The organism is Pseudosulfitobacter pseudonitzschiae, assembly GCF_002222635.1.
Lineage (GTDB): Bacteria > Pseudomonadota > Alphaproteobacteria > Rhodobacterales > Rhodobacteraceae > Pseudosulfitobacter > Pseudosulfitobacter pseudonitzschiae_A.
This window is the reverse complement of the sequence record NZ_CP022415.1, coordinates 353,895-366,184: the sequence shown is the minus strand read 5'-3', so window position 1 is coordinate 366,184 and position 12,290 is coordinate 353,895. Positions and strand designations below refer to the sequence as shown.

At 60.8% G+C, this 12,290-nt stretch carries 9 protein-coding genes; 3 read left to right on the top strand and 6 right to left on the bottom strand.

The window, feature by feature from the left end; genetic code table 11:
* Positions 1-115 precede the first annotated feature (115 nt).
* Entirely contained in the window at positions 116-829 is a 714-nt protein-coding gene (locus tag SULPSESMR1_RS01640; protein WP_089419261.1) for a B3/B4 domain-containing protein, read from the top strand.
* A 155-nt stretch (positions 830-984) separates the two neighbouring features.
* On the opposite strand, the gene SULPSESMR1_RS01635 is transcribed toward SULPSESMR1_RS01640, so the two are convergent.
* Positions 985-3,279 (bottom strand): adenosylcobalamin-dependent ribonucleoside-diphosphate reductase, encoded by a 2,295-nt coding sequence (locus tag SULPSESMR1_RS01635; protein WP_089419260.1) that lies wholly within the window; start codon positions 3,277-3,279, stop codon positions 985-987.
* A 154-nt stretch (positions 3,280-3,433) separates the two neighbouring features.
* Between SULPSESMR1_RS01635 and SULPSESMR1_RS01630 the strand changes: the two genes are divergently transcribed.
* On the top strand, positions 3,434-3,868 hold the full coding sequence (locus SULPSESMR1_RS01630; protein ID WP_240311505.1) for a DUF1489 family protein: 435 nt from the start codon (positions 3,434-3,436) through the stop codon (positions 3,866-3,868).
* 65 nt (positions 3,869-3,933) lie between these two features.
* Here the strand turns inward: SULPSESMR1_RS01630 and hisG are convergent, their stop codons facing one another.
* The 3 genes from hisG to hisS are packed head-to-tail and all read right to left on the bottom strand — an operon-like array spanning position 3,934 to position 7,207.
* Positions 3,934-4,620 (bottom strand): ATP phosphoribosyltransferase, encoded by a 687-nt coding sequence (gene hisG, locus SULPSESMR1_RS01625; RefSeq protein ID WP_089419259.1) that lies wholly within the window; start codon positions 4,618-4,620, stop codon positions 3,934-3,936.
* Positions 4,617-5,699 (bottom strand): ATP phosphoribosyltransferase regulatory subunit, encoded by a 1,083-nt coding sequence (locus SULPSESMR1_RS01620; protein WP_089419258.1) that lies wholly within the window; start codon positions 5,697-5,699, stop codon positions 4,617-4,619. Before SULPSESMR1_RS01620 ends, hisG begins: the two co-directional genes overlap by 4 nt.
* Positions 5,696-7,207, bottom strand: coding sequence for a histidine--tRNA ligase (hisS, locus tag SULPSESMR1_RS01615; RefSeq protein WP_089419257.1), 1,512 nt, complete (start codon positions 7,205-7,207; stop codon positions 5,696-5,698). Before hisS ends, SULPSESMR1_RS01620 begins: the two co-directional genes overlap by 4 nt.
* 126 nt (positions 7,208-7,333) lie before the next feature.
* Here hisS and SULPSESMR1_RS01610 point away from each other — a divergent pair, with 126 nt between their 5' ends.
* Positions 7,334-7,528, top strand: coding sequence for a SlyX family protein (locus SULPSESMR1_RS01610; protein WP_089419256.1), 195 nt, complete (start codon positions 7,334-7,336; stop codon positions 7,526-7,528).
* A gap of 73 nt (positions 7,529-7,601) precedes the next feature.
* Here SULPSESMR1_RS01610 and SULPSESMR1_RS01605 read toward each other — a convergent pair whose 3' ends face one another.
* Entirely contained in the window at positions 7,602-8,594 is a 993-nt protein-coding gene (locus SULPSESMR1_RS01605) for a hypothetical protein (RefSeq protein ID WP_198362833.1), read from the bottom strand.
* Positions 8,595-8,683: 89 nt separating this feature from the next.
* Entirely contained in the window at positions 8,684-12,199 is a 3,516-nt protein-coding gene (gene dnaE / locus SULPSESMR1_RS01600) for a DNA polymerase III subunit alpha (protein ID WP_089419254.1), read from the bottom strand.
* Between the last annotated feature and the right edge of the window lie 91 nt (positions 12,200-12,290).

Genomic DNA, 12,290 nt, shown 5'->3' with positions numbered 1-12,290 from the left:
TAATATTCTGGTCTACCTCTGTCAATACACGGCATATCTGCCTGATCGGTCATTTTATTGACATACACGGAGCGTCCTGCCAGAGAGTGGTGAACCCAGAAACCGCGAGGCTCCAATGCACTTTCATCCCATCATTGACCCTGAAATCTTCACCCTGCGCCCTGACTTCACTGCCCTCAGCCTGTCCGTTGAGAACGGCCGCAACACCGCCAGCACGTCGGACAGTAAAGCCCAGCTTGCGCAGGCCATCGCGGCCCTCGAAGGCAACCCTTGGGCCGAAGCACATCTTGATGCCTGGCGCGAAGCCTATCGCGCGTTTGGAGCCAAACCGAAGCGCACACCCTCGTCGGCCGAGGCACTGCGCAAGCGGGCGCTCAAGGACGGGCAGATGCGCCCGCTGAACGCCGTGGTCGATCTTTACAATGCGATCAGCCTTCGATTTGCCATCCCGGTCGGCGGTGAAGACGCGACGTCCTATGATGGTACGCCACACCTGTGCAGGGCGACCGGGTCAGAGCCGTTCCACACCACAGTGGACGGACAGCCCGTTGTTGAATCACCCGATCCGGGCGAGGTCATCTGGCGCGACAACACCGGTGTCACCTGTCGCCGCTGGAACTGGCGGCAAGGCCCGCGCACGCAGATCACCGAAGGTTCGCGCGACATATGGTTCGTACTGGAACGCCTGGACCCAATGCCGATCGAGGCTTTGCTGCAGGCGGGCGAGGACCTGATTGTTGGTTTGCAACGGCTATCGTCTGATCTGAATGTGTCGGTCATGCAGTACGATGCTATCAGGCCCGAGGGTACTCCCGTGGCTTTGACTTAATCGGGGTTCGCGCAAATTCCTGCCTCGGCCGATTTTGAAATGGCCAATGCTGCGCTCGTATCGGTCTGCTTTCGGCTCTTCGTTACGGCTACATCGCCGCCACAACAGGTATCGAGCGGGTTCACATAATGGCAGGAAGGTCCGCGAACCGGTCATCACCCGCACTTACTAAAACCACATGACGCGCATGTCATGCAGCCCTCCACCATGCGCAGTTCATAGCTGCCACATGACGAACAGGCTTTGCCGCGCGGAGCGGCGTTTTCAAGGTCTACAACCTGTGCTGTCGGATCCGTCTTCAGGCCCATACCCTCGCCCGCTATAAATCCGGTGACGATCATGTGTTGTTCAATCACGCCGCCGATCGCCGCAAGAATAGAGGGGATATATTTCCCGCGCATCCACGCACCGCCGCGCGGATCAAAGACCGCCTTCAATTCTTCGACCACAAAGGACACGTCACCGCCGCGCCGGAACACCGCCGAAATCATCCGCGTCAGCGCTACGGTCCATGCGAAATGCTCCATGTTTTTCGAGTTGATGAACACCTCGAACGGACGACGACGTCCGCCGATCACCACGTCGTTGATCGTGATATAGATCGCGTGCTCGCTATCGGGCCATTTGACCTTGTAGGTGTTGCCTTCCAGCGTTTCGGGGCGGTCTAGCGGGTCTGCCATATAGATGACATCGCCGTGTGGTTGCATCGGCTCGGCGTCCGAGTTTGCGATAACTTCGGGCGCGGCTTTCTTGTCTTCCGATACGCTCAGAACCGATCCGGTTACATCGTTGGGTCGATAGGTCGTGCAGCCTTTGCAACCTGTGTCCCACGCCTGCATGTAGACATCCTTGAACGCGTCAAAGCTGATGTCAGCGGGGCAGTTGATCGTTTTGGAAATCGAGCTGTCGATCCATTTCTGGGCTGCGGCCTGCATCTTGACGTGGTCCGCAGGGGCCAGCGTCTGTGCGTTGACAAAGTAATCAGGCAGCGCAGCATCGCCCCTCAGGTCGCGCCACATTTGCACGGCGTAATCCACGACCTCTTCTTCAGTGCGTGATCCGTCCTTTTGCAAAACCTTGCGGGTGTAAGCATAGGCAAATACCGGCTCAATCCCCGAACTGACGTTCCCCGCATAAAGAGAGATGGTGCCCGTCGGCGCAATCGACGTCAGTAGCGCGTTGCGGATCCCGTGGGTGCGGATCGCATCGCGCACGTCTTCATCCATGTTCTTCATATTGCCCGAGGCCAGATAGGCTTCGGCATCGAACAGCGGGAAGGCGCCCTTTTCCTTGGCCAGATCGACCGACGCCAGATAGGACGCCCGCGCGATCGCTTTCAGCCATGCTTCGGTCTGGGCCGCAGCCTCGTCCGAACCATAGCGCAGGCCGACCATCAGCAGCGCATCGGCCAGACCCGTGACCCCAAGGCCGATGCGGCGCTTTTGCTGCGCTTCGCGTTCTTGCTCGGGCAGCGGAAATTTCGACGTATCCACCACGTTGTCCATCATGCGGATGGCAGTCGCGACCAGACGGGTCATTTTTTCCTCGTCCAGACCGGCACCAGCGCCAAAGGGATCAGCGACCAGCCGCGCCATGTTGATCGACCCCAACAGGCAGGCACCATAGGGCGGCAAGGGCTGCTCGCCGCAGGGGTTGGTCGCAGCGATGGTTTCGCAATAGCTCAGGTTGTTGGCGGCGTTGATCCGGTCAATGAAAATCACGCCCGGCTCGGCATAGTCATAGGTGGCCTGCATGATCCGGTTCCACAAATCCAACGCCTGAACAGTCTGGTAAACCTTGCCGTCAAACACCAGATCCCACGATGCGTCGGCCTTAACGGCCTCCATGAACGCATCGGTGATCAACACGCTGACGTTGAACATGCGCAAACGGGCGGCATCGGATTTGGCGGTGATGAAATCGCCGATATCAGGATGATCACAGCGCATGGTGGCCATCATCGCACCGCGACGGCTGCCCGCCGACATGATGGTGCGGCACATCGCGTCCCACACATCCATGAACGACAGCGGGCCAGAGGCGTCCGCAGCCACACCATGCACATCCGCGCCCTTGGGGCGGATGGTGCTGAAATCATAGCCGATACCGCCGCCCTGCTGCATGGTCAGCGCAGCCTCTTTCAGCATATCGAAAATGCCGCCCATGCTGTCGGGAACTGTCCCCATCACAAAGCAGTTGAACAGCGTCACCTTGCGCGCGGTGCCCGCCCCTGCGGTGATACGGCCAGCGGGCAGATACTGGAAATCCTCCAGCGCGCCGTAAAAATTCTCTTCCCACTTGGCAGGGTTATCCTCGACCTGCGCCAGATCACGCGCAATGCGGCGCCATGTGTCTTCTACGGTCACGTCCTTGGGCGTGCCATCGGCCGCCTTGAACCGGTACTTCATATCCCAAATTTGTTCGGCGATCGGGGCGGAAAAGCGTGTCATGGCGTCGATTCTCTGGCTTGTGGAAAGATGCCCAAGATGCCCGAGCGCTCCTCAAATCACAACCATTGAAGTGCGCCGAACCACAACCCATTGAAGACACAGTGCCAAACGCTACATCATAGAGTGTGGGGAAAATGATTCTGTGGGTAAAGCTGTGAACAAATCATGTGTAAATCTGATCAAGCTCAGCGTCGGTACCGAAAACGTCGATGATCTGGCCACTTGGCAGTCCAGCAAGCAGGCACAAACTGCCAAGGGGCAGCCGCGCCACATCACCCGCATGTTCCCCAAACGCGTTGACGAAATCCTGAACGGCGGATCGATCTACTGGGTGATCAAAGGCGTCATTCAAGCCCGCCAGCGCATTCTGCGTCTGGACGAAGTCATTGGTGGCGACGGCATCCGCCGATGTGCCATTGTCCTCGACCCCGAACTGATCCGCACCCAAACCAGCCTGCGCCGCCCGTTTCAAGGATGGCGCTACCTTATCCCCGCAGACGCGCCCCCCGACCTGCCCAAAGGCCGCGAGTCCGAAGACCCATTGCCCGTTGAGCTAAACCGCGCGCTGGCAGAGATCGGTGTGCTTTAATCCGTACTTCTTCTGGCTAAAATATCCCCGCCGGAGGCTCCTGCCCCCGGCCAGAAATCCGGTCCTCAGCCCAAACGCGCAATCAGGTCCGCCATCGCCTTGCGATCCTCGTCCGCCACATCGGCCACCCGCGACCGCCACAGCGTCGCTTGCGACCGCAAGATTAAACCGTCAGACAGAATCTTCAGGTGGTTCGCCCGCAGTGTCTCACCGCTGGACGTAATATCGGCAATCGCCTCGGCGGTCTCGTTGGCCACGGTGCCTTCGGTGGCACCCTGACTGTCCACGATGGCATAATCGGCCACCCCCGCATCACGCAGGAATTCGCGGACCAGCCGGTGATATTTTGTAGCAATCCGCATCCGGAACCCGTGTGCGGCCCGAAACGCCGCCGCTGCCGCATCCAGATCGTCCAGCGTATCCACATCGACCCACGCCTGCGGCACCGCCACGATCAGATCCGCCTCGCCAAAGCCCATCTCTTCCAGCGGCTCGACCTGTTGTTCCCATAGCGGCAGTTTGTCCTGCACCAGATCGGTGCCGGTCACGCCCAGATGTATACGCCCCGCCGCAAGTTCGCGCGGGATTTCACCCGCGCTCAGCAGCACCAGCGACACGCCGTCAATGCCGGTCACCGCACCTGCGTATTCGCGGTCCGACCCCGTGCGGCTTAGCCGGATGTTACGGGCCGCGAACCAGTCAAACGTCTTTTCCATCAGCCGCCCCTTGGACGGCACACCCAGTTTGATCATGCGCCTTTCTCCAGTTCAGCCATCAGGCCGGGGCGCAGCACGGCGCCCACAGCCGGTATTTCCGCGCCGCCGCCCAGTCTGCGCGTCAATGCATCGTAGCGCCCGCCGCTGACCACCGCTGGCAGATCAGCACGCCCTGCGGCGTAAAATCCGAAAACAAAGCCGTCGTAATATTCCATCGACGTGCGGCCATAGCTTGCCTCGAAGTCCAATGTGTCCACGTCCACGCCCCGCGCCACCAACGCATCCGAACGCGCCGCCAGTCCCTCGACCGCACCCGAGATCGACGGCATGTCCACTGTCAGATCACGCAGCTGCGACAGGGCAAAAGGCACCGTTTCACGCACGTTCATCAGCACATCAAGCAGGTCCATTTCACCACTGCTGATCGGTTTGGCCGCCGCGTCAGCATGCAGCGCGCTGATCCGTGTTTCGATCTCGGCAGCAGAGCGCATACCTATCAATGGTGCAGATCCCAAACGGGGCTGGGCGTTGGCCAGCAACGCCTTGCGGCTAACGGGCACTGGTATGCGCCCCGCAAACCGGTCAAGCAGCGCGCGAAAGCGGCGCGGACGCCAGATGTGGCGCAAAAGTGCGGCGCGTCTGGCCTCGGTGGTGCGCAGCCCGTTGACCGCCGCCGCCAGAATTCCGATGTCGCCCGTGGCCGCCCGCAGGTCCAGCCCCGCGACAGCCTGTGCCATCAGCGCAAACACCTCGGCGTCTGCCACCGCAGGGTCGGAGCGATCGAACACCTCGAAACCCACTTGCAGAAACTCGTTGGCGCGGTCAGGGTCGTCCTCTTGCCGGCGGAACACTTCGCCCGCATAGGTGTATCGTGCCGGATCAGCCCCGTGGGCCATGTGCATCTGCACCACTGGCACGGTAAAATCCGGACGCAGCATTTGTTCGCCGCGCAATGCGTCGCTGGTCACATAGGCGCGCGCACGGATGTCTTCGCCGTAGAGGTCCAGCAGCAGCTCGGCGCTTTGCAGCATCGGCGGCTCGACCACTTGCGCGCCTGCGGCTTCAAAGCGATCACGCAGAGCGGCAGCCTTGGCGCGACCTTCGCGGGTGATCATGTATCTTGTCCTTCAAGAATTTCGCGGACTTTCGCCAGCATCTGGTCACGCGGCACTTCGAACTGGCTGGGCCGGTCTTTCCACTCTTCGTGGGTGGCGGTTTCGGCAATCTTTGCGCCAAGGATCAAATCCTTGATCTGCACCACGCCGCGACCTTTCTCGTCGCCACCTTCGATGATGGCCACGGGGCTGCCGCGTTTATCGGCGTATTTCAATTGGTTACCAAAATTCTTGGGATTGCCAAGATAAACCTCGGCACGGATACCGGCCTGACGCAATTCGGCGACCATCGCCTGATAATCCGCCATCCTGTCGCGGTCCATCACTGTAACGACAACGGGCCCCTGCACTGCGCTGTCCATACGCCCCTTGGCGGTCAGCGCCGCCAGCAACCGGTCAACCCCGATCGAAACACCCGTTGCAGGCACTTCCTGACCTGTAAACCGCTTGACCAAGTCGTCGTAACGCCCACCGCCAGCAACCGATCCGAACTGCCGCTTGCGGCCTTTCTCGTCAAAGATCTCAAAGGTCAGCTCGGCCTCGTAGACGGGACCGGTGTAATAGCCCAACCCGCGCACCACCGATGGGTCGATCTCGATCCGGTCGGGGCCATAACCGCCCGCCGCCAGCAGTTCGACAATCTGTTCCAGTTCGTCCACCCCCGTCTCGCCGGTTGCCGATCCGGCGACCAACTCGCGCAGACGTGCCACGGTGGCCGACCCGCTGTCGCGCTTGGCCTGCATAAAGCCCATGACCACATCGCTTTGCGCATCGCTTAGGCCCGCGCCCTCGGTGAAATCACCACTGTCATCCTTGCGCCCTTCCCCCAACAAAGCGCGCACGCCGTCGACGCCCAGTCGGTCCAGTTTGTCGATGGCCCTCAGGACGATGCCGCGCTCGGCCTCCATCGCGTCGGGGTTGGCAGGGTCCAGCACACCGGCAACCTCCATCACCCCGTTCAGCACTTTGCGGTTGTTGACCCTAATGATGTAGTCGCCGCGCGGGATGCCGACCTGCTCCAGCGTGTCGGCCAGCATCGCACAAATCTCGGCGTCCGCGCCCATGCTGGCGCTGCCGACGGTGTCGGCGTCGCACTGATAAAACTGCCGGAACCGGCCCGGACCCGGTTTTTCGTTGCGCCACACAGGCCCCATCGCATAGCGCCGGTAGGGATTCGGCAAATCGTTGCGATGCTGGGCATAAACCCGCGCCAGCGGTGCCGTCATGTCATAGCGCAGCGCCAGCCAGTCGCCCGACCGCTCGCCTTCGCCGTCCTCTTGCCAGCCAAAAACACCCGCGTTGGGGCGGTCCACATCGGGCAGAAACTTGCCCAATGCCTCGACCGTCTCGACCGCACTGGTTTCCAGCGCATCAAAGCCGTAGCGATGATAAACCCCGGCAATCGCTTGCAGCATCTCGGTGCGGGTGGTCACCTCGGCTCCGAAATAGTCGCGAAAACCTTTGGGCGTCTCCGCCTTGGGGCGTGGGGTCTTTTTGGGCTTTGCCATGACAGGCTCCAATGGGATGAGCGTTCGCGCACGGGCTTACGATATGGGCCAGATGGGGGCAAGCACCTCGCTCCCCATTGCAAGCGGCGGCATGATGGCGCAAATGGGCATCAAAGGAGATCCCGCATGGAACAGCTCGAAGAACAGATCGCCCACCTGATCCGCGCCGTTGACGACCTGTCGGATGTCGTTGCCCGCCAAGAGGGCGAGATCGCCACCCTGACCCGCCGCGTTCACATGCTGATGCAACGCGAGGGCGAACGCGAATCCCAGACCACCGGCGGCACCGTGACCGGTGACGAACGCCCGCCGCATTACTGACAGGTGCGATCAAGCGGCAAATCGACCCTTCGGGGAGAGTTTATCTGGCAAGATGAAGCAGGCCACATGCGGCTCAGGGCATTTTGATCGCCGCCGCCATCACATGGCCGTCATGTAACAAGATGTCGGCCCAACGCGCGTTGTTGCCAAAGTGCTCGTAGGTACTGACAAAGACGGTGTCTTTTTCCAGCCGACCGATGGCACTGCCGCAGGGTTTGCGTTTTCCTACGCGGCAAATTTGCGACTTGACCTTTTCATAGGCCTTGTCGGTGTCGCTATAAGGATATTCTTCCGCAGGTCGACCATAGCGCAGCTGTTCGTGCATCGACGGCGCGCCGAACATGGCAAGGGCGGCCGTGAACTGGCGGGCACAACCGTCGGAAAAGCCGGTGATAAAGAACGTGCGCGCAACGGTGCTTTGCGGATTGCTGTCATAAAGCGTAAAACCGTTGCCGCGTGCAGGGGCCTTGTCGATCTTGGTGCCCATCTGACCACGACCCGCATCACAGACCCGTGCAATGGCACCATAGGGTAGCACCGCGCCCAAAGGCACATCCAGCATATCAGGACCGGATGCGCGTGCAGCACGCCCGCCGCCAAACAGACCGCCGCGTTTTTCCTCGGAAACGCGCGCTTGGGGGGCGGCCTCGGTGATTTCGGGTGAGAGCGATACGGTTTGCACGCCAGCAGCCTGCGCGTTCGCGTCAGTGGTGGTACCCGCCCGCAGCAGACCAAAGAGGCCACGGCGCTTTTCTGGTTCGACCAGAGGGGCCGCATCACCTTCGGTGGTTCCGGTTTGTGGCGCGTCTGTCGTCACGGCATCGACGGTGCCCGCATCTGCCGCAATGGTCTCATCCTCTTTGGCAGGCTCTGCCGGTTTGGCCCCGTTGAAAAGGCTGGCAAAAATACCCCCCTCACGGGCCAATTCTTCGGGCGAAGGCAGGGCGGCTGCCACAGGTTCGTTTTCGGCCAGTTCGACGTCAGAGAAATGTTCGACCTTGTCCAGCGGGTCGCCGCAGCCTGCCAAGGCAAGCGCCATCACCAATCCTGTCAAAGCCCTGTGCACGCCGCACCTCCTGCGTTTCGCGTGCGGTTGTGTTAGCGCAATGGCCGCGCCCCTGTCCACCAAGTCGCAACAAACCAGCAATGCGGCGCCTAGATTTCCTCGACTTCTATCACGCCGCCCAGACTTTTTATCGCGCCCTTGATCTGCGGGTTTACGGGGAAGTCATCGCCCAGTTCGACATCGACCTCGCCGTTCAGCCCCGCGCCCATCAGGCACAACTGGACCGGTCCGCGTCCGATCGCGCGCGTGCCTTTTGTCGCACCGTCCAGCACCGATGCGATCGAGCCGATAGCCCCCGCGTCGTTGATGTACACGCGCAGGCCCATGCCACCCACATCGGCCACCACGGCATCAATCGGTGCCACGGAACGCGCCAGCAGCTTAAGCTGATCGCTCTCCATCGTTGCTTCGGCGGTGATGATCACCTTGGCCCCGGTCACCAGAAAGTCCTGAGATTTCTCCAGCGCTTCCGAGAACAGGGTGACCTCGTAGGCACCTGTGGTGTCCGACAACTGGGCAAAAGCAAAGCGGTTGCCCTTGGCCGATTTGCGGATCTGACACCCCGCAACCACGCCCGCCAGTTTGGCATTCTTTGCCCCGCGCCGTTCGACATCGGCAAGCACCTCATCCAGTGTCTGCACGCCCTTGCGTTTCAGCGCGCCGGCATAGTCGTCCAGCGGGTGGCCGGACAGATAAAAGCCCACGGCCTTGAACTCTTCGGCCAGACGTTCAGCGGGCAGATAATCATCGCCCGGCATCATCCGCGGTTCGGGCAGATCGTCGCCAGCCTCGCCGAACAGCGACACCTGATCCGAGTTCTTCTGGTCGTGGATGGCTGCGGAATATTGCACCAGAGCGTCCAGCGCATCATACACCCTGCGGCGGTTGTTATCGAGTTGGTCAAAAGCCCCAGAACGGGCCAGCATCTCCAACGGGCGTTTGCCCACCCGTTTCAGATCAACCCGTCGAGCCAGATCGAACAGCGTTGCAAAGGGTTTGTCCACTCCATCCACCTTGCGGCCTTCGGTGACCAGTTTCATCGCCTCGACGCCCACGTTCTTCAAGGCACCCAGCGCATAGACCAGCGCGCCATCGACTACCTTGAACATCGCATCCGAGCGGTTCACACAAGGCGGCACCCATGGCAGGCCCATCGCCTTGCGGACCTCTTCGAAATAAATCGCCAGTTTGTCGGTCAAGTGGATATCGCAGTTCATCACACCGGCCATAAACTCGACCGGATGGTTCGCCTTCAGCCATGCAGTCTGATAGCTGACCACCGCATAGGCGGCAGCGTGGGATTTGTTGAAACCATAGTTGGCGAACTTGTCGAGAAGGTTCCAGACCTCCATCGCCTTGTCCTTGTCCACACCGTTGGCTTTGGACCCTTCCAGAAACTTGGGCCGCTCTGCGTCCATCGCTTCCTGAATTTTCTTACCCATCGCACGGCGCAGCAGGTCGGCACCGCCAAGACTGTATCCCGCCATGTCCTGCGCGATCTGCATCACCTGTTCCTGATAGACGATGATGCCTTGGGTCTCATCGAGAATATGGTCGATCGTCGGGTGCAGGTTTTCGCGTTTGCGCAGGCCATTCTTGACCTCGCAATAGGTCGGGATGTTTTCCATCGGACCGGGACGGTACAGCGCCACAAGGGCCACGATGTCCTCGATGCACGTCGGCTTCATCCGTTTGAGCGCGTCCATCATACCGCTGGATTCCACCTGAAACACGGCGACGGTCTTGGCGGCAGCATAAAGCTTGTACGATGCCTCGTCATCTAGCGGGATGGCGTTGATGTCATTCTGCGTGCCCGGGGCGGGCTCATATAACTGCGTGCCATCGGCCCCGACATGCAGGTCACGCCCCGCACCACGGATCTGGTCCACAGCATTCTGGATCACAGTCAGGGTCTTCAGGCCCAGAAAGTCGAACTTGACCAGACCGGCCTGTTCCACCCACTTCATGTTGAACTGGGTCGCGGGCATGTCGGAACGCGGGTCCTGGTACAGCGGCACCAGCGCATCCAGCGGACGGTCGCCGATCACCACACCGGCGGCGTGCGTCGATGCGTTGCGCAACAGCCCCTCGACCTGCTGGCCGTAATCCAGCAGCCGTTTGACCACCTCTTCATTGCGCGCCTCGTCGCGCAGGCGCGGTTCGTCGATCAGGGCTTTGGCGATGCTGACAGGTTTTACCCCCTCGACCGGGATCAGTTTCGACAACCGGTCGACCTGACCATATGGCATCTGCAATACCCGCCCGATGTCGCGCACTGCCGCCTTGGACAGCAGCGCACCAAAGGTGATGATCTGCCCCACCTTGTCGCGGCCGTACTTCCTTTGCACATAGCGGATCACTTCCTCGCGGCGGTCCATGCAAAAGTCGATGTCAAAGTCGGGCATGCTGACCCGTTCGGGGTTCAGGAACCGCTCAAACAGCAAGGCATAGCGCAGCGGATCAAGGTCGGTAATGGTCAGCGCATAGGCCACCAGACTGCCCGCACCCGACCCACGGCCCGGACCCACCGGAATATTCTCGTCCTTGGCCCATTTGATAAAATCGGCAACGATCAGAAAGTAACCGGGGAACCCCATGCCCTCGATAATATCCAGTTCGAAATCCAGCCGCTTCTGATAGTCTTCGACCGGCGCGGCATGCGGGATCACCTCCAACCGCGCCTTCAGGCCTTCGTTGGCCTGACGGCGCAGTTCGACCACTTCGTCGTCGGCAAACTTGGGCAGGATCGGATCACGGCGATAGGCCATAAAGGCGCAGCGCTTGGCAATCTCGACAGTGTTCTGGACCGCCTCGGGCAGATCGGCGAACAGCGTCACCATCTCGGACTGCGATTTGAAATAATGCTGGTTGGTCAGACGGCGTCGGTCCTGCTGCTGGTCGACATAGGCTCCCTCGGCAATGCAGATCAGCGCGTCATGCGCCTCGTACATATCTGTGGCCGGAAAGTACACATCGTTGGTGGCCACCAGTGGCAAATCCATCGCATAGGCCATCTCGACAAAGGGCCGCTCGGTCAACTTTTCCGCATCGGGCTGACCGTCGGGGCCGGGATGCCGCTGCAACTCGACATACAGCCGCTGCGGGAAAGCTGCCGCCAGCCGGTCCATCATCGCCTGCGCTGCTGGGCGCTGGCCTGCACGCAGCAACATGCCCAACGGCCCCTCGGGCCCACCGGTCAGACAGATCAGCCCCGCCGACAGCGCCTCAAGCTCGTCCAGTGTCACCTGCGGTAACTGCCCGTCTCCCTTAAGATACAGGCAAGAGTTCAGCTTCATCAGGTTCTCGTAACCCGTCTCGTTCTGCGCCAGCAGCACAAGGCCCGCAGGCAGGCGCGGCCGGTCACCGGGGCGGGTCTCGGCCCATGTCAGATCGACCTGACAGCCGATGATCGGCTGGATTCCCGCCCCCGACAGCGTGACAGAGTATTCCAACGCCGCGAACATGTTGTTGGTGTCAGTCAACGCCAGCGCAGGCATATCGTGTTTTTTGCACAAGTCAGGCAGCTTTTTCAGCCGCAACGCGCCCTCCAGCAGGGAATACTCGGAATGGGTGCGCAGGTGAATGAATCGGGGATCATGGGGCATGCCCCAACCCTAACGCCCGCCTGCGCCCCCTGCCAGAGCGATGACACATTTCGCGCCACTTTCCGGCACCTTCCCGGTCAGGCCGCGCCAA